The sequence below is a fragment of the Neobacillus sp. NPDC093182 genome (assembly GCF_044754045.1).
On record NZ_JBIVOI010000009.1, the window covers coordinates 170434 to 195415 of the forward strand.

The following is a 24982-nucleotide window of genomic DNA, read 5'->3' on the forward strand; positions in this document are numbered from 1 at the left end:
ATCCTCCCTCTACTTTTTCACTTAAACAATGAATTCGAAAGCCGCCTCCTTCACTTCTTTCGAATCAGTACCTATATATACTTTAAACTCCCCTTCTTCAGCTTTATAGCTCATCCCTGTGGTGTAATACTTCAAATCCTCTTCGGTAATGGAAAACGTAACTTTCTCCGATTCTCCAGGGTTCAAATGTATCTTTTTAAATCCTTTTAATTCTTTAACCGGACGTACAACATTTCCATAAAGGTCCTGTAAATAAAGCTGTACAACTTCCTCACCAGACATACTTCCACTATTAGTCACAGTAACACTCGCCTGAATGGCATCATCTTTTCTCATGGTGTTCTGATTCAATTCAATTTCAGAATAAGTAAAAGTGGTATAGCTTAAACCATACCCAAATGGATAAAGAGGATGGTTGGGTCCGTCTAAATACTTGGAGATAAATTTTTCCTGTTGATTTTTTACTGTTAATGGCCTGCCGGTATTGAAATGATTATAGTAAACTGGTACTTGTCCCGTTTTGTACGGGAAGCTCATGGTCAATTTTCCTGCCGGATTATACTCCCCAAACAATACATCGGCGATGGCATGTCCTGCCTCAGAGCCTAAAAACCATGTTTCAACGATGGCTTCCATATGTCTCTCAAACCATTCCAGAACCAGCGGCCGTCCATTAGTCAATACAAGCACAGTAGGCTTACCCAATTTACTAACTTCTTCAGCCAGTCTTTTTTGGACTTCAGGAAGTTCAATTTCCATTCTTGAAGCAGCCTCACCGGACATACCGCTAGATTCTCCAAGAGCAAGAATAATTGTATCTGCTGCTTTAGCTTGACGAAGAGCTTCCTCGAGTCCGCCCTCGATTTCACAATCTGCCATACAGCCCTCGGCAAATAATAGATTCTCTTTCTTTAAGGATTTTTCCGATAAACCTTCCATTAAAGTTACCGTTTTATCACCATATTTTGAAAATTGCCATGGGCCCAAAAGATCCTTGCTGTTGGCGAACGGACCGATAACAGCAATTTTTCCATGGTCCTTTTGCAAAGGGAGGACACCATTATTTTTTAGTAGGACAATTGACTTTTTTGCAAGTTCCCGGCTTTCCTGTAAATGCTCAGCAGAGAAATGATACTCACTCTCCAACTCTGGTCTCACATAGCGAAAAGGATCATCCATAATCCCAATCTTAAACTTATAGGTGAGAACCCTTCTTACAGCCTCATCCAATTGCTCTTCCTTTACGGTTCCTTCTTCAACCAAGGCAGGTAAATGTTTTAAATAAGCAGTGGTAACCATTTCAATATCCATTGTCGCATCAACGGCCATTTTTACTGCTTCTTTATTGTCCCTTGCTGCTCCATGAATCGCAATTTCCTCGATGGAACCATAATCGGAAATGATCATGCCATCAAAGCCAAGTTCTTCACGCAACAAATCTTTTAATAATGTTTTATTTCCCGCTAACGGAACTCCTTGATAAATGTTGAATGCATTCATAACAGAACCGGCACCAGCCTCAAGTCCCGCTTTAAAAGGTGGCAGATAAACATTTCTTAATGTCCCCTCAGAAATATCAACGGTATTATAGTCCCGTCCGCCTTCTGCTGCACCATAGGCAATGAAGTGCTTTAAACAGGCGATGATTGTTTCCTCGTGAAAAAGGCTGTCGCCTTGAAACCCTTCCACCTGTGCCCTTGCAATTAAGGATCCTAAGTACGGATCTTCGCCCGCACCTTCCACTACCCTGCCCCATCGTGCATCTCGTGTAATATCCACCATTGGGCCATGGTTGTATGTAATACCTGATACAGCCGCCTCTTTTGCAGAAACCGCACAAGCTCGTTTAATGGCCTCAATATCCCAGCTCGAAGACCAGGCCAGCGGCACAGGGAAAATCGTTTGATGTCCATGGATAATATCTGCGTTGAAAAGAAGCGGAATCCCCAGTGGTGATTGTTCAACGGCAATTTTTTGCAGTTCAAAAACTCTATTAATATCAAAAGCACCTAATATAGAACCTGCCTTGCCCTCGGCAACTAATTTCTGAGGCGGATCTGATTCAACATCCCCGCCAAACGAAAAATTCGAAGCCTGACATTGGCTCATCTGCCCAACTTTATCCTGGATGGTCATTTTTCCAAGTAGCTTTTCTACTTCGTCCCGGATTTCATCCTCTGTTCTTTCTTTAATCGAATCCGGTTTTCGGTATTTTTCTACTTCTTTTAACAGTGCATCGGATAAAGAAACACCCTCGCCTCTTTGCCCCTCTATTTTAAGCTCGCCAAAAGGATGGAGAGTTAAAGAACCTGTAAACGTTTCTTCCGCAAACAGAAGGTTTATCTCTGCTTTATTTTCTGATAATAAGGTAAATCGACCTGATGCCTGCAGGCGATTTCCTTCTACTGTTACTGCATCGAAAATAATATTCATAGGAATAGGTTCCGTTTTAACTAGTAAACTATATGTCTCATTATTATCAATGTTAAAAACAACCTTCATTTTAGCTAGTGGAGTTTCTACTATCGTGTTCCAAATTCCAAGCATGCTCCGTTTCTCCCTTCAGTTTCTTGTAATTTCCGTTTTCGATTAACCCTTGCATCCTGATGACATATATAAAGGGTACACAGTTTCTCATCTATAACGTCTTCATTGCATTGGCGATTTCGATACATAAATCTTCAGCTTGGGCAACATGTCCTAATTTATCGATAAATGCATGGGTCATACCCTTATAACGAAAACAAGTTGTTTCTACTCCAGCTTCCATTAGCTGCTTTGCATAAAATTCTGTCTGAACACGTAACCCATCATACTCAGCCCCTGCTAAAACAGTCTTAGGAAGCCCATCATGGGATTCTGCCAGAGCAGGACTAACATACGGATGGAATTTATCCTCCTTTTTTGACACATAGGCGCCGGCAAACGGATTTTCTTCTTCATCTTTAGCTGGTCTTCCAAGTGTAAGGAAATTTTTAATGATATCATTTTGCTCCTCTGAAATTTCAAAGAAATTCTCATTCCACTCATATCCATCCAAGTGTGTATCAGACATGATGACACAAGGATAAATCAACACCTGCATTGCAATTTTGGGTGTTCCTTCATCTCTCGCTTTTAGACTGACTGCTGCGGCATAGTTTCCGCCGGCACTGTCTCCTCCAACACATATTTTTTCAGGATCAATACCATACGCTTCTGCATGATCGTAAACATGCTTTACGGCATAAAAGTTATCATTTAAGCCATTGGGATAAGGCTTTTCTGGTGCCAACGAATAGTCGACATTGAAAACTACTGCGTCCGCAAGCTCAGCGATTAATTTACAGAAATTTTCTACTGTATAGACGCTGCCGCCAATCCAGCCGCCCCCATGAAAGAATACTAGAGCCGGCCGTTTCGTATTTTGTTGAGACTTTCTCGGATAGTAGCGCCACAGCCCAACCGTATTTCCACTGCTAGTAATCTCTTCATATTTTGTATGAATTTCTACTGTATTCAGATTATAATTTGGGAACCCCATAGCATCCCTTATGATTGGTAGTAATACTTCCATTGGCGGCTGAGCAGCCGGCTCCTCGCCGCCCAAATTCCCAGCCCAATGATTTTCTTCCATCAGACTCAATTCCATCGGGTCTAAATATCCTGGTCTCTCTTCACCTGGACTTGGCTTTAGAATAATTTTGACTCCGTTGTTTTCAATAATCGATGTTTCCTTTTGCAACTTTTCAATTGTACCAGTATCGTACTTTCGCATAGCAAATACCTCCTTTAAGCTCTTCAGTGTTTGAAAGCGCTGTCAGTTTCTTTTTATTTAGACTTCTATTTTTAAGTATAATAGGCAGATAAAAAAGGGACTTACTAAAAAAACGACTTTTTATTTTAACTATTCCGTCTTTTTAAAAATGCAAAAGTGTTAACCAAATAAAAAATCTGACTCAAAGAGTCGTTATTCACCCTTTTGAGTCAGCACCTTGGTCCTGCTATACTGCTTGACAATTATATTCATTTAATTTTTGAATCATGTCTGTCAGCATTTCTTCTGTAAAGGCACCCATGCTGAAATTCACCATAGCCCGAAGCGGCATATATCGCATCATCGCCTCCATCATTTCAGTTGCCTCCCCTTCGTTAGCACCTAAATCAGGGAATGGATTGTGTTTAGCCAAGAGTTCCTTCGCCAAAGGAGCTAAAACGGGGTCAGCAAGCAAATCACCCAAAAGTGTATTTCGGTGAACAGGCTTTTTAATGTAAACCGTTGATTGCACCTTGATGCTGTCTGTAAGGGCAATCTCTTGAGATGATTTTCCTACCAGAATTTCAAACTCACCTGTTTCCACATGCCAGTCTTTCAAATCAACATTGTAATAAGCGAATGCACGCTTATTTAAAGTAAATGTAACTGTTTTTTCCTCACCTGGCTGCAAGTCCACTTTTTCAAAGCCTTTCAGCTCTTTTTCAGGTCTGTTCACTGTGCTCTCCACATCTTTTACGTAAAGCTGAACGATTTCTTTTCCAGCTCGATCGCCTGTGTTTTTAACATTTACACTGACTTTCACCGTATCAGTATCTTGAATCTCTTTTTGGCTGATGGAAAGATTGCTATATTCAAAGGTTGTATAGCTTAGCCCATACCCGAATGGGAACATCGGTTCAACTTTTTTTGTATCGTAGTAACGATAACCGACAAAAATACCTTCCTTGTATTCCACTTTGTCTCCTTCTCCAGGGAAGTTTAGGAAAGAAGGGTTATCGCTTAATTGTCTAGGGAATGTTTCCGCCAATTTTCCACTTGGATTTGCATCACCAAATAATAAATCAGCGATAGCACCGCCAAGTGCCTGCCCGCCTAAATAAGCTTCAAGCACCCCTTTTACATTACCTAGCCATGGCATTTCAATTGGAGAGCCGTTGCTTAACACGACAACGATGTTGCGGTTCACTTCCGCTGCTGCCTCCACTAATTGACGGTGGTTTGCCGGCATACGCAAATGTTCACGGTCGTAGCCTTCGGATTCGTAACGGTCTGGCAGTCCGACAAAAAGAACAACCGTGTCAGCTTGCGCCGCCACTTCTTTTGCTTCTGCAATCAGCGTACCATCAATCTCGTCTGAATCAAGTCTGTAACCTTGAGCATATAAAACATTCGATTGCTTGCCTGCTGATTTTTCAATTTCTTCGACAATGTTTTCCAACTTTGTCGGTTTGACATGTGAACTTCCGCCGCCTTGATATCTTGGTTTCTTTGCAAATTCACCAATTACTGCGATTGTACCTTGCTTTTTCAACGGAAGAACATTGTCTTCATTTTTTAATAACACCATACTTTCTCTAGCCATCTCTCTGGCCAGCTGGTGATGTTCATCTTTGTTATAAACAGCATTTTCTGTTTTATGATCAACGCTCATAAAAATAACTCGTAACAATCTTTCTACAGCTTTATCCAATTTTTCTTCAGACAGTTTACCGTTTCTTACAGCGTTGACAATTTTTTGATCGCCGCTGCCGTTACTTGATGGCATTTCAAGTTCCAATCCGGCTGAGAGTCCGTCTGCACGTTCATTCACTGCACCCCAGTCGGAAACAACAAATCCTTCAAAGCCCCACTCATCTTTTAAAATATCATTTAACAAATATTCATTTTCAGAAGCGTATTCTCCATTCACTTTGTTGTAGGCGCACATGACCGTCCATGGCTGGGATTGTTTGACTACGCCTTCAAAGCTCGCCAAATAAATTTCGCGCAATGTTCTTTCATCCACCACAGCATCTGTTGACATTCTTCGGTGCTCCTGATTATTGGCAGCAAAGTGTTTTAGGGACGTACCGACTCCCTGACTTTGAACACCTTTGACATGGTTGGCTGCCATTTCAGATGCCAAATAAGGATCTTCGGAAAAATACTCAAAGTTTCTTCCACAAAGCGGCGATCGTTTAATATTCACCCCAGGTCCTAGCAATACCGCTACATCTTCTGTCTGGCATTCTTCCCCAAGTGCAACCCCCACTTTTTGAATCAGATCGCGATTCCAGGAGCTGGCCATTCCAGCAGCAGATGGAAAGCAAGTGGACGGCACACTATTATAAATCCCCAAATGGTCTGCCCCCTGTGCCTGTTTACGAAGACCATGTGGTCCGTCTGTGACCATAATTGATGGAATCCCCAATCGTTCAATCCCTTTTAAATGCCAGAAATCCAATCCAGAACATAGGCTTGCTTTTTCCTCTAATGTCATTTGGGAAATGATTTGTTTGATATCTCGTTTCATTATGAACCCTCCAACTTTAACAATGTTTTAGTTTTTTAACACGATTGTATTAAACGATTCAGGTTTCAAATCAAATTGATACAATGATCGTTTTCTTATGTCATTTATCAATTGATACATGGTTTAAAACTCAATTGTTTTCCCTGTTTTTGCTGATTCATATATGGCTTCTAGTATTTGTGTAACGACTAACGCTTGCTCTGGTTTTACAAGTGGTTCTGTATCATTGATAATGCATTCCAGCCATTGTCTTGCTTCTTTTACCCCAGGTTCTTCTGCACCAGCATCAAAGTAAGCAATTCCACCCCCAGTTGCAGGTTTCGTTTCAACCAACTTTCCGTATTTTGTACTGTTGAAAACTAACTCACTTGTAGGTGAACCAGGCATTGCCTTCATTTCTGCACCGCCTTCTGTACCACACAACGTTGTCATTGCTTCACGGACATCCGTTGTATTTAAAGCCCAAGAACATTCGAGAATAATCGTAGCCCCATTTTGCATTTTAATAAATCCAAAAGCAGAATCTTCTACTTCGAACGTTTCTGGGTCCCATGGACCGAACATGTTCCCTTCATATTTATCTGCAAGCTTATAAAAGACAGAACCGGTTACCGATTGTGGTTTGTAATTGTCCATACACCATAGCGTTAAATCTAATGCATGTGTGCCAATGTCAATTAATGGACCGCCACCCTGTTGTTCAACATCAAGGAATACCCCCCATGTTGGAACAGCACGTCTTCGAATAGCATGCGCCTTTGCAAGATAAACATCACCGAATTCCCCCGCTCTTGACGCTTTATACAATACTTCAGAATCATCACGAAAACGGTTTTGATAGCCTATTGTCAGCTTCTTGCCTGTACGTTTTGCTGCATCAATCATTTCCTGTGCTTCCTTGGAATTAATCGCCATTGGCTTTTCACACATTACGTGTTTGCCTGCTTCTAATGCATCCACTGTAATAAAGGAATGCTGCAGATTAGGAGTTAGAACATGAACAACGTCAATGGACTCATCCTGTAATAATTCCTTATAATCGGTATACACTTTTGCCTCATTTGTGCCAAATTGGTCCGCAGCCATAATAGCTCTTTCCTCCACTACATCACAAAATGCAACCATTTCTGCCAAATGACTAAGCTTTGCCAATGATGGTATATGCTTTTGATTGGCAATTCCTCCACAACCAATAATTCCAACTTTTAACTTTGCTGCCATACGAAACACCCCTCCTAATTTTTTATAAGTCCTTGTACATATTTCTCCATTACTTTCAGGTCACTGGCAATACTAGTAAACTTATTTCCCTGCTGCCCTTCGTTTTCTACAATTGCATAACGGACGATTCCCATCTCGTTCAACTTTTGATAGGTTTCTTCAAAGTTCATAATCCCTGTACCAAGGTTGACAAAATCAGTAGGTTTCACAATTTCTCTATATAGTTTCATCGTGTCTTCCTTATTCTCTTCACTTAATGCTGTGAAGATATTAATTGGGTCAACATGTGTCCCTAAATCCTTTTGATGGATCATGTCACAGCGATTCCCAAGTTTTTCAAGCAAGGAAATGGGATTATATCCGCCTCTCATCACCCATACAAGGTCCAGCTCAAATTTCACAAGCTCCGGATCTGTATGTTCTACTAACAAATCAAATAATGAAGTTTCTCTCACTCTCTTAAACTCATGTGCATGGTTATGGTAATAAAAATCAAGACCCGCTTGTTTACACTTTTTACCGATTACATTAAGTTGTTCCGCTGTTTGTAAGGTATCCTCACGGCCTGAGATAAAAGCCATTGGAAAAACAATAGATTGACACCCAAGTGCTGCATTTTCTTCAATAATGTGATCCCAGCTGCCATCAATAATCGCTTTACCTGGTGCAACCCCTTCATGTGCAGCAAACGCCTTCAAACCTAGCTCGTCTAAATTCCTCTTGATAACTGGAAGAGAGAATGTGTCTGTAAAACGTTCTCCTGTTGAAAAATTACTGGAAATCAACTCAATATTTTGATAACCCATTTCAGCGACCTTTTCGAGAGTACCAAAATAATCCTCGTTTAATTCCCGGAATACTGAGAACAAATTTAATCCAATGGACATTGTCATGTTTACTTCCCCTTTTTTATTAAATTTCTGTCTGAAGATTTATTCTTATTACTTCTAAATAAACCTTCGTACAGAGATGGTTGACTATTGTCGGACAAGTTCCAGTCTTTTATCTAACTCGTCTAATTTTTCAGAAGGAGCAAATCTCGAGAATAATGGTATCTTTACAATTTCTCTCAGTGTTTTTTCGGCAAATGGACCTTGTACAATAGGATTGCCGGCAACTTCTGGAAGCTCTTCTTCAAAAATCTTTTTTGTTTCCTCGTTGTTTAATAGTTCACTTAGACTATTATTTGTACTGTAGGTAAGGATATAACTCGCGGTCGGCATGTAATCAAACACATATTTGCCTGCCATTAGGCCGCACTTTACATAACGCCCTTCCTGCTTGGCTGCAAATCTACTATTAACAAGTTCACGGCCATTTACTTTAATCGTTTCTAATAATGCGTCTGGAAGAATCACCTCTGCTGTTGTATGAAATGGAACCACAAAGGTAAAGGTTAAAGCTCCATCCTCTTTTATCTCCCAGCCGCTTTCAATAGATCCTGAAGCTGATTGTAGTGTCGCCTTTGCAAATTGAAGTTTTCCATAAGGCTTCGGACTTAAGTTAATTTTTCTAAAACCAGGTACATCTTCTGCTGGGTTAATACCGCACATATGCTGGTACATCCATTCAGCGATTGATCCATAAGCATAGTGATTAAGAGAATTCATTCCCGTTCCGCTAATCGTTCCATCAGGAAGTACAGAATTCCATCTCTCCCAAATGGTTGTTGCTCCTAATTTCACTGCGTATAACCAGCTCGGAAAATCGTCATTTAATAATAAGGTATAGGCAGCCTCATTGGCACCGTTTTCAGAGAGCACTTTACAGAAATAAGGTGTACCGACAAAACCTGTTTTCAGATGCATGTTATCGGTACGAAGCTTTTCTTTAAGATCTTCCACCACTCGCGGTCTGAAGCTTTCCGGAATCAGATCCATATAAAGAGCAACAATCATCGCCGTTTGAGTGTGAATCGCACTTCTACCATTTGGTGTAAAATATTCATTCTTAATAGCTTGTTTAATTTCATCAGCGAGTTTTGAGTATTCTTCAGCTATTTCATTTTTACCTAAAACAGCTGCTGCCTTTGCAACAAGCTGAGCTGAATAACAATAATAAGCAGAAGCAATGTAATAGGAGTCTGTACCACCCATTGGACTTTGCGGGTCTGGTCCATCTTGTGCAAGCCAGTCACCAAAGTGGAACCCTTCTTGCCATAATCTCTTTCCACCTGACTCTTCATCGACTCTTCTAATGTAATCCACCCAATCTTTCATTGTATCGAACTGCTGACGCAGCAATTCTTTGTCACCGTAATGAAGATATACTGTCCAAGGTATCACCGTAGCAGCGTCACCCCATGCAGCTGATCCGTGCCCTCCTATAAATCCGTTATCATCTTTTGGTTTAACTGTCGGTACGGTAAAAGGAACGGACCCGCCAATTCTTTTTTGTTCTTCTCGCAAATCAAACATATATTTTTGATAAAAAGCGGGCGAATACATGTTATAGCAGGCGGTAGCTGCAAACACTTGAGCATCCCCTGTCCAGCCCATCCGTTCATCACGCTGCGGACAATCCGTTGGAACATCCAGGAAGTTACCTTTTTGCCCCCAAAGTGCATTGCGGAATAATTGGTTGACTAACGGGTCGGATGTTTCAATTGTCCCTGTTTCATCAATATCGCTATACATGACACAGCCGGTAAAATCATGGATATTGATTTCTCCTTCAAATCCAGTCAGTTTTACATAGCGGAAGCCATAAAAGGTGAAGTGCGGCTGTACTTCTCTCTCACTTCCATCAGATACGTAAGTATATTCCGCTTTTGCTGTACGCAAATTATCTCGATAAAAGCAATCGTTCTGCAGGATTTCACCATACTGCAGCTGAAGTTTTGTTCCTTTTACTGCATTCGTTTTGAAACGTACCCAGCCTGTCATAACTTGACCCATATCCAAAACCGTTTCTCCGGCAGGAGTATAGATGATTTCAATCGGTTTTCTTTCTTCCATTATTTTCACAGGCAGACTTCTTCTCGCTTGGAAAGATTCCGTTTTAACCTTTGTCAGGCTGACACTTCCCCAAGCGATGTCGTCGAAATTCGGCATTGTCCAGCCCTTGCTCTCTTGATTGGCATCATAAACTTCGCCATCATAAATTCCGCTAAATGTAATGGGCGAAAGAGCACACTTCCAATCTTGATCAGTTGAGATGGTAACTTCTGAACCATCCTTGAGTGTGACAATGATTTCAGCAATAACTGCAAATTCATTGCCATACAATTCATGATACCCGCCGTCAAAACCGAAACGACCTTTGTACCAGCCGTTGCCTAGCATGAACCCTAACGCGTTATCCCCTGCTGTCAAAATGCTGGTTATATCATAGGTTTGATACTGCAGCCAGAAATCATAGGCATTGTACCCAGGAGCAAAATATTCGTCTCCTACTCGTTTCCCGTTAATCTCCACATCATATAACCCTACTCCGCAAATATACGCTCGAGCTGTAACGATATTTTCTGGAAGAGTGAACGTTTTTCTAATCAATGGATGAGTTTCTTTATCAAGGTCAGGTGTAATCCATTTCCCTTCCCACGGCTCATCCATTTTAGCTGTTTCAAACCATGCTGTTTCGCTCGTTGCCTCATCACCGGCATCTCCCCAAACCGTTACCCGCCAATAATAACGAGTTCTTGCATTCATTTCTATTTCAGGGTTATATCCTAAACTATCAATCTCTTGAAGCTTTCCGCTGTCAAAGAGTATATCGTTAAATTCCTCATCTATTGCAATGACTACTTGTGCAGCTGCTTGTGAGACGGATTGGCTGTTGCCTGACTCTGTTATCCACGAAAGCGTTAAACGATCCAGCTCGAATCCTAGAGGGTTTGTCATGTGATTGGTTCTTAAATGAGTAATTTTCATTGCCTTCCTCCATTCTTTAAAAAACTAGTACTTGTTTTGTCCAAGTTCTAATTGAACTGTTGATTTGCGTTGCATTTTTTGATTCCATACTAGACACAAGGCTAAGCTGAACAGCAAAATAGAAGCTCCAAAAAAATAAGGTAAATGAAAATGGTAATCAAAGAGAATTCCTGCCATGGATGGACCAAGAATATTTCCAATGCTGGAATAGGCATTGTTCATTCCAGCCGCGTATCCTTGTTCATTTCCTGCCATTTTCGATAATAACGTGCTGATAGCAGGACGAAGGATCGATGTGAACACGATAAATAAGATGTTCATCGCTAATATGTACCAAAAATCACCTGATAACAAAATCAGTACCATCGATAGAGCGGCAAATAAGAAACAAATATTAATTAGCTTTACCTCACCAAAAATACGAATCAGTTTTTCAATAACAAGAGCTTGTATGATGACCCCAACCAATGCCCCAATAGTCATTAAGGTTGCGATGTCTTTAGGCGTATAGCCATATTTTTGGTCCACATATAAACCAAAAATAGATTCAAAATTTGCTAGACCAAAGGTCATAGTAAAAACTAGAATTAATAGAACGAGATAAGAGGACTTAAAGGATTTTTTAAACGACTGAATCATTCCCAGGTTCTTTTTCGTTGTATTTCTCGTTGCTAGCTGCTGGTCCTTTGACAACGTCTCGGGTAAAAATATCAAGGAAACAATCATGGCTATGGCGGCTACAACCGATGAAACATAAAACGGGACGCGCAGTCCGAATTCAGCTAAATATCCGCCAATACCAGGGGATACAACAAACCCTAGTGTAAAGGCTGCTCCCATTAGTCCCATTCCTCTGCCTCGTTTATCCACACTGGTCACATCTGCGACATATGCCATGTTAGATGGAATTAAAAACCCAATTCCGATTCCTCCTATAAAACGGGATACATAAAGCAACCATAGCTCGGTGCCAAAAGTAAAAATAAGCTGTGACAACATTAAAATAGTTAATCCTATTACGGTAATAATTTTTCGACCATATTTATCAGACAATCCCCCGCCAATAGGCGAAAAGAGAAACTGAGTTAAGCCCATCGCTGCAACTAGATACCCCATGTCCTTGCCGCTTGCTCCAAATTCTAATAGAAACTTTGGAAGAATCGGGATGACTAAACCAACCCCAAGCATGGCAATAAACATATTTACCATTAATATAAGTAACGGGACATTTACTTTAGTATTCTTTTGATTGGAAATAAAAGCTCCCCCCTTTCGAATAATTTAAGCCCGACTAGTGGTTAGCGCTTTCATGATTCTTTATCTAACTTCCCTTACGATTAAATGGGTGTTTCCGATCCTCTTAACCCTTTTCCTTGCTGTTCATGGAGGATTTTTGTGAACACATGGCTGCAAAAAAACATAAGCAGGAAAGCAGGAACACTGCCGCTAAAAAAAGGAATCAGGCCTGGAAATTGATATAAAATAAAGTAAAAAAAACTGGTAAGTACAGCCATTGTAAAGGTTGCAATTGGATTAACAGTCATTAAGACAATTGCATTTTTCACTACACCTTTTAACCCGATATCAAAATGGACAAGAACAGGAAAAATGTATAACAATGTAAGGGAATAAATAAGGATCAATATAACATTGGGAATATAGACTAATTTCAGTAATGGTACAGTTGTTGCTTCCACAATTTTTATGTTCGAGTACATAAAAAACCCAAAAACGATGATGATGAGTCCTAGGAGATTACTTCTTAAAAACTCACTTTTATACGTTGTCCAAAAGGTTTTAAATACAGGAAGCTCCTCCTTCATAACCCATTTTCGGACAATCGCAAACATCGCCGTTGTGGCAGGAAAAAAACCAAGAACAACCAAACCAAGCAGGGTAAAGACAATCCAAAGAATGTTTACATACATCAATCTCATAAGCCACTCTGAAACACTGAATATACCTTTCATAAAACCTTCCATCAGACTGCCTCCTTCCTGTAAAAATACACTCACAAGTAGAACCAATAATTAGCTTAAAGGACCATTGCCAAGCACTTGGTCCTCTATGCTACGCTATCTAATCAACCTTTAACTGATCCTAGTGCGATCCCTTTTACGAGATATTTTTGGAAGAATGGGTAGGCAATAAGAATTGGCAGTACCCCGATAACCGCAATCGCCATTCGTACTCCCGTTGTAGGAATTTCGGCAGCTGCTGTACTTGTATTAGAGCCAAAGTTAGTCGTAGCTAAAAACTGAATGTCGGATAGCATCCTATTTAACATATTCTGAATACTAAATAACGATGGTTCTGTAATATAAATGAGGCCGTTAAACCAATCATTCCAGTAAATAATCGTTTGAAGCAGTCCAATTGTCGCTAAAATCGGCAGTGAAAGCGGCAGGATGATGGAGAAGAAAGTTCTGAATTCACCTGCGCCGTCCATTCTTGCTGATTCAATAATAGGTTCTGGAATGGACGTAATAAAAAATGTTCTCATCAATAATACATTAAAGCCATTCATTAGCAGGCCTGGTACAATTAAAGCCCAAATGGTGTTTTTCACATCAAAGATTTGTGTATACACTAGATAGGTTGGAACAAGTCCTCCATTGAATAACAAGGTAAAGAAAACAAAGAAAGCAAAAACGTTTCTATAAGGCAAATCCCGGCGAGAAAGTGCATAGGCCAAAAATGAAGTCATCGCTAAGCTGGCCAAAGTACCAGACACCGTAACAAAAATGGTAATCCCGTAAGCCCTAAAAATACTTGATGAGTTATTCAATAAATACTCGTATGCCGCAAAGCTAAACTCCTTTGGAAAGAAGGAATATCCATCTCTTAAGATTGATGTCTCATCCGAAAGCGAAGAAGATAAAAGGATGATAAATGGAATAATGCTTCCTATAGAGAGTATAAGTAAGAATATATGTGAAACTCCTTGTGTGATTTTATCTGCTCTGTACATTTACTGCCACCTCCAGCTTAAAATAATGCATTGTCTTTGCTTTTTCTGCGAACGAGATAATTCGATAGTAACACGAGGACAAAACCTACGATGGATTGATATAAACCAGCCGCGGCAGACATCCCAATATCACCTAACTGCATTAAACCGCGATATACATACGTATCGATAACATTCGTTGTATCATATAACGCCCCAGAATTCATCGGGACTTGGTAGAACAACCCGAAATCGGAGTAGAAAATCCGGCCAATAGCCAGTAGAGTCATCATAATAATGACAGGCATAATGGATGGAAGGGTAATATTGATAATTTGCTGCCATTTATTTGCACCATCTAAAGTAGCTGCTTCATAATACTCTTGGTCGATTCCGATAATTGCTGCCAAGTAAATGACACATAAGAAACCAACACCCTTCCACATATTGATGAAGGTTAAAATATAAGGCCAGTATTTTGCTTCGTTATACCAAGAAATACCTTCTAGACCAAGTAACGGTAAAATAGTATTATTTAGATATCCTACATCTTCGCTCAAAAAGGCAAATCCCAAATAACTGACAATAACCATCGAGATCAAGAAAGGCAGTAAAATCACACTCTGATAAAAGCTCTTTGCCAGTTTATTTTTAATTTCGTTTAACATAATTGCAACAGCGATTGCCAAAACGGTATTTAAAATAATAAATCCACCGTTATAAAGAATCGTATTTCGCGTAATGACAAAGGCATCTCTTGTAGTAAACAAATATTCAAAGTTTTTAAAACCAATCCAATCACTTGCGAAGATTCCTTTTGCATAGTTAATATCCTTAAAAGCAATTATTAGTCCAAACATCGGTAAGTAATTATTGACCAATAAATAAACGAGTCCAGGTACCATCATGATAATAAGAGGTAAAAACCTTTTAAATTTGATCATCTTGGTGTTCACCTTCTTTGCTAGTACCGAATGGACGCCTGCTTCCAAATTCTTCACTGAAACTTGTGACATCCTATTTCCCCCTTCTCCATTAAAATGATTTCGCTTACATTTATATTTAATTTATCTTATATATTTATTTTAATAGACTACATGATTAGCTTCTATCTTAAATACGACTTCTTATTTTTGTTTATCCGACTTTTCTGAAAATACAGCAGCATAAAGTCGAGATCTTTTAAAAGTAGTGATAAAAAAAGAGAACTAGGAAATTACTAGCTCTCTTCTCTTGTTCGATTATTACTTCTTTTTCCATTCGTCATATTGCTTTTGTTTTTCTGCAATAATTTTTTCAAGACCTGCATCTTTCAGCTTCTTATTAAATTCCGGCAGACTCTTACCAGGATCTAATGTACCTGTCTCAATCCCTACTCTGTACTGATTTAGCACATTCATAGCAGCGGCAATTTCTGTTTTGACTGGATCTGGATTAAATGTAAAGCCAAATGCAGGAGAGAAAATAGCAGAATCGTTATGCTGCTTCATTTGTTCCCAATAATCCGGATCATTGCCTTCCCAAGGGTATGTCAAGAAGTTATTTCCAATTTGCCACTGACCAAATACATAATTGGATTCTGCAACACCCTCTGGTAAAGAAATAACACCTTCTGGTTTTACCTCGTAATGCTTTCCTTCAATTCCATTTGCCAATAAATTCATAACGTCTTTATCCGTATAAAGTAAATTAATCACTTCCATTGCTTTTTCAGGATTTTGACTGTTTCTAGCAATTGACAAATTAAACCCTGTTGCCGCATCTGTATAAGAATATACGTCAGACAATTTAACTGAAACCATTTCATGGCCAGTAATACCCTTTTCTTGTACTTCAAATCCAGGCTTCATGTGAGAAAAATATCCAAATCCTTTACCGGCTTTTACAATATTGGCAGATGCTTCCTGAGAAGTAGCCGAATCCTTTAAGACATATCCAGCCTGAAACCATTTTCTAGCCAGTTCAACCGCATTAACATATTCAGGTTCTTCAAACATATTTACCATTTTTTCAGTTTTAAAGGACACTGCACCAAGGCTATCCCCTAACACATCAAATTTCCCGCCTGCAAGAACAGAAGTAACCGTGCTCCCTTGTCCCGTGTTCACAATTGGAGTTAATGAAGGTTCGTTTTCTTTCACAATTTTAAAAACAGCTTCTAAATCAGTGAATGTTTTGATTTGAGAAAGATCGATGTTATGCTTCTCTACTATATCCTTTCGCATAATAAACCCATAATAGGAGCCCCAGTCTCTCATACTCGGAGTACCAAAAATTTCGCCGTTTACTTTATTTCCTTCTAAGAGATGTTCCGGTAGTATTTCCAAAACACCTTTACCGTGTGATTTTAGCAGATCGTCTAAAGCAACCAATTGACCTTTTGCTGCTTGTGTATTGTAGCCAAAAAAGGATGAAGTAACAAGCAGATCCAGTTTTTCATTTCCTGTCAGCATTAAGTTGGTTTGTTGCTGATAGTTTGCTCCATTAATTGGGACTAATTTAATCGTGGCATTAATTTTCTCTTTCACAATTTTATTGATTTCTTCCTGAACCAATGGAAGGTCATCTATTTTGGTAAAGGTTATATATGCCATCGAAACTTCATAAGGTTCACCCTTGCCGGAATCCTCCTGTTTGCCTGAGCTGCTTTCCTTAGAGCACCCTGCCAATACCAAAACAGCTGACAGCATGAACAGTAAAAACTTTGTTAATACCCTAAATCTCTTCATCTAATTTCCCCCTTTTTCTTTGTTGGATTATGACACCGCTTTCTGAAAGCGTTGCCATAGAATCTATCTTTAGTATAGAGGATGTGTAAAAAGACACTTACTAGAAATACGACCTTTTATTTTCGTTTTTACGACTTTTCTGAAAAAAATGACATTTTCCGGTACTCCATCGGATTGAGTTCCGTTGACTTTTTGAAAATTGTGGAAAAATAGGAAAAATTTGAATATCCAGCAGCTAATGCCACCTCACTTACAGGTAAATTTGTTTCAACTAATAGTTTTTTAGCGTATTCAATACGCTGCTGCTGCAGGTAGTCCGATATCGATAACCCTGTTTGTTTTTTAAAGACTCTTGTCAAATAATCGGGGTTTAAGTACACATACTTAGCAATTTCTTCTCTGGTTAATCGCTGTTCACCTAGATGGTCCCGGATAAATTTTTTCACAATGTCTACAACCGATCCTTTTTCTTGCGGAACATGAAGCTGGTTCATAGCGACATCTGCTATATAAATAACCCACTCATGAAGAGAATTCAAAGATTTTAACACTTTTTGCGGCTTTTCCGTCAACAGGTTTTGAGAATAAACCTGATTTGCCTGAATCCCTTTCACCTGAAGGACATAAAAAACCAGCTGTAAAAAGTCCTGGTAAAATAAATGCAGTGATTGGGCAGAAATATAATCAACTTTTTTCCACTCATCAAAATACTTGATGATTTCTTCCAAAAACTTTTCTTTTGGACCACTCTTCATTAAACTTGTCCATTCCGAAAAAGGGAGGTTAGGAGAAGAGCATAAACCTTTTTTTTCATTTTTAAAGAGTATCAGCTTGTTCGTTTCTGTTACATTATTTCGTTCAAGTTCTTGCAAGTTTTGCACCATACTCACTACTTCTTGTATACGGACTTGCTTTCCAATATACCCGCAAATATCACAGGAAAAATATTGCGAGAATTGAGAAATCAATAGATTAATATTGTGTGATAGTTCCTCCATATTTACCGTACTAGATTTAGGTAAAATAACAAGCACATAGCCAGTTTCAATATTTACCACATGTGCATCCATTTCGTGTTCGGTAATTACTTCTAAAACCGCTTTCTGAAGGGTGTTTTCCCTTACCTTTTCTTCATGGACCGATAACCCCTTTCTCCAGCGCTGCACATGGAATAAAACGGGTAAAAAGGTTGTCGATTCTGGATAGGATACGTGATGATGTTTCATATGTTCTTCTATCTTATCAGCATTTGATGGAACTACTTGTTGAATCAAGTCTAACCAAAACCGCTCTTTCAGCACTGAAAAGTGAGTTTCTTTTAATTGCTGATAAGATTCCTCTACCATTTTTGCTTCATGTTCCTTTTTTATTTTTTCTAGCGCCTCTTGAATGACCTCTTCAAGCTCTTGGTAATCAACTGGCTTAAGTAAATAGTTAAGGCTTCTCAGCTGCAATGCTTGTTTTGCATAGTAGAAATCGGAATGGCAGGTTAGAAAAACAGCTTCCGTACTGGGGTAGTGCTCCCTCACCCATTTTAATAAATCAAGTCCTGATCCCTTAGGCATTTCAATGTCACATAATAATATGTCGACCTGATTCTTTAAAAACACTTCCTGTGCTTGTTTTAAATTGTGGGCTGTATGCACCGTTGAGATATTGTACTTTTCCCAGTTTACTCCAGCCTGAACTCCCCTGATGGAATGAATTTCATCATCAACAATCAGAACATGAAAATGCCTCATCTACATATACCTCCCTGTGTATGTTAAATCAAGTCTTTAGGTATCCAAATTTGTACCGTTGCACCTTTTCCCTGCTCGTTTGAAAAGTGTATTTTGGAACTTTCTCCATATAACAATGATAATCTTTTTTTTACATTCCAAATTCCGATTCTCTCCCCTTCACTATTCGTAAGAGATTCATTCTTTTTTAAACTATTCAACACATCCTCTGGGAACCCATCACCAGTATCCTTTATCTTGATATGAATGAAGCCTGGATCCTCATCTTGCTTTACTTTGATATAAATCTCTAGCTGTTCATCAAAATTAAATGCATGTTTAATGGAATTCTCTGCAATGGTTTGAATAATAAGCGGCGGAATATTACATTTCTTTAGCTCATCTGGTACCTCAACGAAATAAAGAAAGGTTTCTGGGAATCGAAGTTGTTGAATCCTTAAATAATTCTCTGTATGTTTGATTTCATCTTCTAAACTAACAAAATACGAATTACTGCGAAACATAAACCGAAAATAATTGGCTAAACATTTAGACATCTCTTGGATAAGACTAAACTCCTTAACAGTAGCTAAATTATAAATAATATTTAAGGAATTAAGGAAAAAATGCGGATTAATTTGCAGCTGAAGGTGCTTTAGTTCCGCTCTTTGAAGATTTAATTTTTCTTCATATACATTGATTTTTAAATCTTTAATCTCGGAAATCATATGATTAAAGCTTGTGTTCATGACCTCAAATTCAGTAGAATTTCGATAAGTGGGCAGACGTTCATCCAAATCACCTTTCCTGAGTTTTTTCATGGCCGATACAATACGATTAATCGGTTCTAGAAAGATTTTTCTCATTATGAAAATAAAGAATAAAAAGAACAAAATTGCCGCTAGTGTAATAATAGACGATATTCGCTGTAAATACGGAAGCCTTTCAAGGATTTCACTTTCTGGTATTAAAGCAGCAAGATAAAAATCCCCCGATTCCGATTTTTCTCTCATCAAAACAAAGCGGTCATTATTTCCTGAAATCACATGGTTCTCTTTAGTTTTTGGAGTTAAATTTATTTGTTTCTCTTCAATAAATTTTTGATTGGTAATTGGAATTAACTCTGTAGTAGTCAATAATGCTTGTCCCGTTTCTCCAAAATCAATATATTTAAAGGGCTTTATAAGCCTTTCCATATTTACCCATGCACCGATATATACACCGTTAACGTTAAAGTATTGAAGCAAGTAATAATTCTTAGCTCCTTTCCAGATATTCCAACTTCCTTCCATTACTTGCTCCGGTGGATCCGCAATTAGCTGCCGAATTTCCTCCCGTGCAGAATCGCGTTCCAAAAATGTATCTGCGAATTTCTGAGTATTAATGAAATCTTTGTAGGCAGAGGAATAAATAAAGATGGAATCGATTGCTGTATAAAAATTAGATTGATTGGCGATAGAATGAAATAAACGTATTTTTGCTTCTTCATAATCATTCAATTCAAAGTTTTCGTTGTATTGCATATAGTATAAGTCTGTATTGTTTTGAGAAAGATTAAATATATAGTTTGAAACACCTTCAAGACTCTGGTCAATTTGGTTCATATATATATTAAGCATATTTTGGTTTGATTGAGCTACCTGGTTTCGAATGACTTCAACGGCATAATGGGTATATATAATATGAACTACCATTAACGGGCCGATGATCAATGTAATACATAGAAAAAGCTTAAACACAAGTGAATTTAAAATAGGCTTGATTGTTCGCATTGATGATCCTCCTGGTTATCCCTCAAGCAAATAATATTTTTATTATACAATATGGTTATATAATATTATTTAAATTTTCAAATATTTTTTATAAATAAAAAAGAACTAGAAACCTCTAGCTTAGTATTTTTTTGAGAATATAAAATTTTTAGATAAATGTTTAATATTTTTAACTATTTGAAAAATAGTTAAATAGTTCGGGTTTAAACATTTAATATTAGTCTGATTAATAGTCTTAATTACTCTTTAAATTTTTGATGTTCTCACAAAAGAACTAATCGGCATTTTCTCCGATTAGTTTTTTTGTGATTCGCTTTTTAACACACTCATATTTATTATTTTAATTCCTGATAAATTCCAGTCTCCAAAGGGTACAGATCCATAAACGACTGGGGCTGCTTTTCTCGGTATTCCTTTGGTGTACATAATTTTATCTTTATAAAATTGCGATTAAATGACCGTATGCTTTCATAACCACAAAGGAAAGCAATTTCTGTAATATTTTTTTCTGTATAGATTAATAGATAACAAGCATAGTTAACTCTTGTTTCATTTAAAAAATCGACAAAAGACATACTAATATTAGTATTAAAATACTTCGATAAATAGTTATAACTGTAACCTAAAGTACCAGCAATACTTTTCAAAGAAATCGATTCTGTAAAATGGTCCTGAATATAGGTTAACAATTTATGAAGCAGCTCTGGATTTTGTTTTTCGCTTTTAATTAAGCTGGTTTGTCGCATTAGCTCTGATAATAATAAATAGAGACTGGCCTTTTGTTCTAGAAGATTTGGGTTATCTTTGAAAAGTGTCCTAGAAATGAGTGTATTCGCTTCCAAAGATAGATTGAAAACTGGATTTTCAAGTGAACTATTTTCTATCATCCTTTGAAATGTCGGAACATAGTCTGGCGAAAAAATACAAATATTAGCGCGAGAATGTGTCCTGGTAATAAACGAGTGAATTTCATACGGCAATATGAGTAAGAATTGTCCAGTTTTCAAATGGTAACTTTTTTGACTAATAATGACTTCCATTTCCCCATCAACGAGGAATAATAATTCAAAACCACGATGAAGATGGCTTGGAAAATTTAAATCCAATGTATGATAGTTTGATATGTAATCAAAATGGTGAGCTTCATATATTAACATACTAAGAACATCCTCAAAGAGTAAATTTTGTCTAGGATTATATAAGTTTTTACTTGTTGTGTCAAACCTGTAAATGATAGATTTATCGATATTAGAGTTATCTTGATGACACACAAAGGAGATACGCTATGGAAAAAATTAGAATCGGAATGGTCGGTTATAAATTTATGGGTAAAGCACACAGTCATGCTTACCGGGATCTTCCACTCTTTTTCCCGAACACGGTTCATCCTGAAATGAAGGTTATTTGCGGCCGTGACCTAAACGGTGTGGCTACTGCTTCCAAGCAGTTCGGCTGGGAGGAATATACAACGGACTGGAAAAGCCTCTTAGTAAGAGAAGACATCGATTTAATCGATATTAATGCACCTAGTGATGTACATAAAGAAATAACCATTGCTGCTGCTCAAGCTGGTAAACATGTTTTTTGCGAAAAACCGTTAGCGCTTACATTGAAGGACTCTAGAGAAATGCTGGATGTCGTTGAGGCTGCTGGAGTTAAACATATGGTTGGATTTAACTATCGCTTTGCCCCAGCTGTAATGCTGGCTAAAAATCTTATTGACGAAGGAAGACTTGGCGATATCTATCATTTCCGTGCCTGGTTTTTACAGGATTGGCTCGTGGATCCAAACTTCCCGCTTGCTTGGAGACTACAGAAAGAAATTGCGGGTTCAGGCTCTCACGGAGACCTCGGGGCTCATTTAATTGATCTATCACACTACCTAATTGGCGATATTACCGAAGTCATTGGTATGAACGAAACGTTTATTAAACAACGTCCCATTCCTTCTCAGATGACAGGCTTATCCGCAAAAGGCAGTGATAGTAATGAAAAGGGCGAAGTGACTGTGGATGACGCTACTCTATTCATGGCTCGTTTCGCTAACGGCGCTCTCGGAAGCTTTGAAGCTACTCGCTTTGCGGCTGGACACCGCTGTACGAATTCATTTGAGATCAATGGCAGTAAGGGCAGTGTTATTTTTGATTTTGAACGGATGAATGAACTGCAAGTTTATTTCGTTGATGACCGGGACGATGTCCAAGGCTTCCGCCGCGTCTTAGCAACCGACCCCGCGCACGCTTACGCGGAAAACTGGTGGCCGCCAGGACATACCATTGGTTATGAACATACGTTTATTCATGAAATGGTTGAGCTTATGGAGTCTTTCCGGGAAAATCGACAGCCTGTGCCAAACTTCCGTGATGGAGTAAAGTGCCAGGAAGTCTTAGAAGCCGTTGATTTATCGATTGAAAGACGCCAATGGATCCGAATTTCTGAGGTATAAAAAAATGTTAAGGAGTGTTATACGATGAAAAAAAGTGCATTGATTGTTTGGGGCGGATGGGATGGTCATCAACCTGAGCAGGTAGCAGAAATTTTCAAAGGAATCCTTGAGGAAGAAAACTTCCAAGTAGAGGTTTCAAATTCACTAGACTCTTATGCAGACAAGGAAAAGTTAAAATCCCTGGACTTAATCGTTCCTCACTGGACGATGGGTGAAATTGAAAGGAAGTATGTCTTAAATATCTCAGAAGCAGTCGCAGCAGGTGTTGGTTTAGCCGGGTGCCATGGTGGAATGTGTGACTCTTTCCGTAATAATGTGGACTGGCAATTTATGACCGGGGGTAATTGGGTCGCCCACCCTGGAAATGATGGGATAGAATACATGGTCAATATCAAGCATTCCTCTAGTCCATTATTAGAGGGTATCTCTGATTTTAAAGTGGTGAGTGAACAATACTACCTCCATTACGATCCGGCGGTTGAAGTATTAGCTACCACTCGCTTCCCGGTTTTTTACGGACCGCATGCGGCTAATAAAGCAGTGGATATGCCTGTTGTTTGGACAAAACGCTGGGGCCTTGGGAATGTGTTCTATAGTTCGTTAGGACATCAAGCGAATATCGTCGCTATGCCTGAAGTTTCGCTGATCATGCGCCGTGGTTTTCTGTGGGCTGCTGAAGGAAAGAAACGAGCAGAAGAAATGGATGCTGCTTCTATTTATGGAAATGTACGAACCTATACTGGCATGGGAGACAGTCAGTAAGAAAAGTTGAAGGCGGGCTAATCCGTAAAAATAAACTGGAGGTTCCTATGAGAAAACTTAAAATCGGTATTATTGGTTGTGGAAATATTAGTTCTATTTATATGGAAAACTGTCAGAAGTTCCCTCACCTTGAGCTAATTGCCTGTGCGGACTTAGATGTATCGCGAGCACAATTACAAGCTGAAAAGTTTGGTGTCCCTAGGGCTTGTTCCGTAGAAGAGTTACTGTCTGACCCAGCGATTGAACTCGTCATTAATCTAACCATTCCTAAAGCACATGCCTCGGTTTGCATCCAGGCACTTGAAGCAGGCAAGCATGTTTATACAGAAAAACCACTGGCTGTCACACGCGAGGAAGGAAAACAAATTTTAGAAACAGCCAAAAAACATAATCTCCTTGTTGGGAGCGCACCTGACACCTTCTTAGGTGCTGGTATTCAAACTGCTATCAATTTAATTGAACAAGGTGAAATTGGTGTACCGATTGGTGCCTCTGCCTTCATGATTTGTCGCGGGCACGAACATTGGCATCCAGACCCTGCCTTTTATTATGATATTGGTGGTGGGCCGATGTTTGATATGGGACCTTATTACTTAACAGCCTTAGTGGCTCTGTTAGGACCGATTACACGAATTTCTGGTTCAACTCGTATCAGCTATCAAGAAAGAACGGTGCTTAGCACACCGAAAGCAGGTACTAAAATTGAGGTAGTAACCCCTACACATATCTCAGGTGTGATCGATTTTACATCGGGTGTAATTGGAAGTATTACCACAAGCTTTGATGCCTTTGGCGGTACATCACTGCCTCCTATTGAAATTTATGGCAGTGAAGGAACTTTACTCGTTCCTGATCCCAATACGTTCGGCGGCCCTGTAAAAATAAGAAAACGTGACGAAAATGAGTTTAAAGAGGTTCCTCTTGCATATGGATATTCCCAAAACAATCGAGGGCTTGGCGTTGCTGATATGGCCAAAGCCATCCTCGAAGGCGGGAAATATCGCGCAAATAGCGAATTAGCGTATCACGTTTTAGAAGCGATGCATGGCTTCCATGATTCCTCAGACAGCGGTAAACATTATATAATGGAAAGTACCTGTGAGCGTCCTGAATCTGTGTCTTTGGAATTACAGGCTTAGTCATTCGATTTTTACCTGATACTAGAATACATTGTTAAAACGAATATAAGGGCTCCCATTTCTTGGGAGCCCTTTATATTATGAACTATCATATAATTCGA

17 protein-coding genes are annotated in these 24982 nt (G+C 38.9%); 3 read left to right on the forward strand and 14 right to left on the reverse strand.

The features are described from left to right. Positions 1 to 21 precede the first annotated feature (21 nt). The 14 genes from ACIQAA_RS17580 to ACIQAA_RS17645 all read right to left on the reverse strand — a co-directional run bounded on the left by ACIQAA_RS17580 (position 22) and on the right by ACIQAA_RS17645 (position 21691). Positions 22 to 2547 (reverse strand): glycoside hydrolase family 3 N-terminal domain-containing protein, encoded by a 2526-nt coding sequence (locus ACIQAA_RS17580; protein WP_402621856.1) that lies wholly within the window; start codon positions 2545 to 2547, stop codon positions 22 to 24. Between the two features lie 91 nt (positions 2548 to 2638). Then, positions 2639 to 3757: an alpha/beta hydrolase gene (locus tag ACIQAA_RS17585; protein WP_402621858.1), complete on the reverse strand. Its 1119-nt coding sequence runs from the start codon at positions 3755 to 3757 to the stop codon at positions 2639 to 2641. 226 nt (positions 3758 to 3983) lie between these two features. Next, positions 3984 to 6269: a glycoside hydrolase family 3 C-terminal domain-containing protein gene (locus tag ACIQAA_RS17590; protein ID WP_402621860.1), complete on the reverse strand. Its 2286-nt coding sequence runs from the start codon at positions 6267 to 6269 to the stop codon at positions 3984 to 3986. 123 nt (positions 6270 to 6392) lie between these two features. Further along, positions 6393 to 7490: a Gfo/Idh/MocA family protein gene (locus ACIQAA_RS17595; RefSeq protein ID WP_402621862.1), complete on the reverse strand. Its 1098-nt coding sequence runs from the start codon at positions 7488 to 7490 to the stop codon at positions 6393 to 6395. 14 nt (positions 7491 to 7504) lie between these two features. After that, the gene (locus ACIQAA_RS17600; protein WP_402621863.1) at positions 7505 to 8383 is read right to left on the reverse strand and encodes a sugar phosphate isomerase/epimerase family protein; all 879 of its coding nucleotides are present in this window, start codon (positions 8381 to 8383) and stop codon (positions 7505 to 7507) included. A gap of 84 nt (positions 8384 to 8467) precedes the next feature. Then, a complete protein-coding gene (locus tag ACIQAA_RS17605) occupies positions 8468 to 11362 on the reverse strand; it encodes an alpha-L-rhamnosidase (RefSeq protein WP_402621865.1) in 2895 nt (964 codons plus the stop codon). 24 nt (positions 11363 to 11386) lie between these two features. Continuing rightward, positions 11387 to 12562 carry an MFS transporter gene (locus ACIQAA_RS17610; protein WP_483874186.1) on the reverse strand — a complete coding sequence of 392 codons (1176 nt, stop codon included), beginning with the start codon at positions 12560 to 12562 and terminating at the stop codon, positions 11387 to 11389. A gap of 137 nt (positions 12563 to 12699) precedes the next feature. Then, positions 12700 to 13344, reverse strand: coding sequence for a YesL family protein (locus tag ACIQAA_RS17615; RefSeq protein WP_402621867.1), 645 nt, complete (start codon positions 13342 to 13344; stop codon positions 12700 to 12702). Between the two features lie 101 nt (positions 13345 to 13445). Next, positions 13446 to 14333, reverse strand: coding sequence for a carbohydrate ABC transporter permease (locus ACIQAA_RS17620; RefSeq protein ID WP_402621869.1), 888 nt, complete (start codon positions 14331 to 14333; stop codon positions 13446 to 13448). Between the two features lie 17 nt (positions 14334 to 14350). After that, complete coding sequence (locus ACIQAA_RS17625) at positions 14351 to 15256, reverse strand: ABC transporter permease (protein ID WP_402621995.1); 906 nt, start codon at positions 15254 to 15256, stop codon at positions 14351 to 14353. Positions 15257 to 15556: 300 nt separating this feature from the next. Then, on the reverse strand, positions 15557 to 17041 hold the full coding sequence (locus tag ACIQAA_RS17630; protein WP_402621871.1) for an ABC transporter substrate-binding protein: 1485 nt from the start codon (positions 17039 to 17041) through the stop codon (positions 15557 to 15559). A 128-nt stretch (positions 17042 to 17169) separates the two neighbouring features. Continuing rightward, complete coding sequence (locus tag ACIQAA_RS17635) at positions 17170 to 18783, reverse strand: response regulator transcription factor (RefSeq protein ID WP_402621873.1); 1614 nt, start codon at positions 18781 to 18783, stop codon at positions 17170 to 17172. A 23-nt stretch (positions 18784 to 18806) separates the two neighbouring features. Continuing rightward, on the reverse strand, positions 18807 to 20534 hold the full coding sequence (locus ACIQAA_RS17640; protein WP_402621874.1) for a sensor histidine kinase: 1728 nt from the start codon (positions 20532 to 20534) through the stop codon (positions 18807 to 18809). Between the two features lie 335 nt (positions 20535 to 20869). Then, on the reverse strand, positions 20870 to 21691 hold the full coding sequence (locus tag ACIQAA_RS17645) for a helix-turn-helix domain-containing protein (protein WP_402621876.1): 822 nt from the start codon (positions 21689 to 21691) through the stop codon (positions 20870 to 20872). 128 nt (positions 21692 to 21819) lie between these two features. Between ACIQAA_RS17645 and ACIQAA_RS17650 the strand changes: the two genes are divergently transcribed. From ACIQAA_RS17650 to ACIQAA_RS17660, 3 genes are read left to right on the forward strand one after another with little or no spacing between them, the layout of a single operon-like run. Next, positions 21820 to 22980, forward strand: coding sequence for a Gfo/Idh/MocA family protein (locus ACIQAA_RS17650; protein WP_402621878.1), 1161 nt, complete (start codon positions 21820 to 21822; stop codon positions 22978 to 22980). A gap of 24 nt (positions 22981 to 23004) precedes the next feature. Further along, on the forward strand, positions 23005 to 23742 hold the full coding sequence (locus ACIQAA_RS17655) for a ThuA domain-containing protein (RefSeq protein ID WP_402621880.1): 738 nt from the start codon (positions 23005 to 23007) through the stop codon (positions 23740 to 23742). A 47-nt stretch (positions 23743 to 23789) separates the two neighbouring features. Further along, a complete protein-coding gene (locus tag ACIQAA_RS17660; protein ID WP_402621882.1) occupies positions 23790 to 24881 on the forward strand; it encodes a Gfo/Idh/MocA family protein in 1092 nt (363 codons plus the stop codon). Positions 24882 to 24982: the final 101 nt, after the last annotated feature.

Coding starts and splice junctions, on each gene's coding strand:
- ACIQAA_RS17635 (WP_402621873.1), bottom strand. CDS start 18,783: ATGAGGCATTTTCATGTTCTGATTGTTGATGATGAAATTCATTCCATC.
- ACIQAA_RS17630 (WP_402621871.1), bottom strand. CDS start 17,041: ATGAAGAGATTTAGGGTATTAACAAAGTTTTTACTGTTCATGCTGTCA.
- ACIQAA_RS17615 (WP_402621867.1), bottom strand. CDS start 13,344: ATGGAAGGTTTTATGAAAGGTATATTCAGTGTTTCAGAGTGGCTTATG.
- ACIQAA_RS17590 (WP_402621860.1), bottom strand. CDS start 6,269: ATGAAACGAGATATCAAACAAATCATTTCCCAAATGACATTAGAGGAA.
- ACIQAA_RS17585 (WP_402621858.1), bottom strand. CDS start 3,757: ATGCGAAAGTACGATACTGGTACAATTGAAAAGTTGCAAAAGGAAACA.
- ACIQAA_RS17600 (WP_402621863.1), bottom strand. CDS start 8,383: ATGACAATGTCCATTGGATTAAATTTGTTCTCAGTATTCCGGGAATTA.
- ACIQAA_RS17620 (WP_402621869.1), bottom strand. CDS start 14,333: ATGTACAGAGCAGATAAAATCACACAAGGAGTTTCACATATATTCTTA.
- ACIQAA_RS17640 (WP_402621874.1), bottom strand. CDS start 20,534: ATGCGAACAATCAAGCCTATTTTAAATTCACTTGTGTTTAAGCTTTTT.
- ACIQAA_RS17595 (WP_402621862.1), bottom strand. CDS start 7,490: ATGGCAGCAAAGTTAAAAGTTGGAATTATTGGTTGTGGAGGAATTGCC.
- ACIQAA_RS17610 (WP_483874186.1), bottom strand. CDS start 12,562: ATGTTTATTGCCATGCTTGGGGTTGGTTTAGTCATCCCGATTCTTCCA.
- ACIQAA_RS17625 (WP_402621995.1), bottom strand. CDS start 15,256: ATGATCAAATTTAAAAGGTTTTTACCTCTTATTATCATGATGGTACCT.
- ACIQAA_RS17580 (WP_402621856.1), bottom strand. CDS start 2,547: ATGCTTGGAATTTGGAACACGATAGTAGAAACTCCACTAGCTAAAATG.
- ACIQAA_RS17655 (WP_402621880.1), top strand. CDS start 23,005: ATGAAAAAAAGTGCATTGATTGTTTGGGGCGGATGGGATGGTCATCAA.
- ACIQAA_RS17605 (WP_402621865.1), bottom strand. CDS start 11,362: ATGAAAATTACTCATTTAAGAACCAATCACATGACAAACCCTCTAGGA.
- ACIQAA_RS17660 (WP_402621882.1), top strand. CDS start 23,790: ATGAGAAAACTTAAAATCGGTATTATTGGTTGTGGAAATATTAGTTCT.
- ACIQAA_RS17645 (WP_402621876.1), bottom strand. CDS start 21,691: ATGTTAATATATGAAGCTCACCATTTTGATTACATATCAAACTATCAT.
- ACIQAA_RS17650 (WP_402621878.1), top strand. CDS start 21,820: ATGGAAAAAATTAGAATCGGAATGGTCGGTTATAAATTTATGGGTAAA.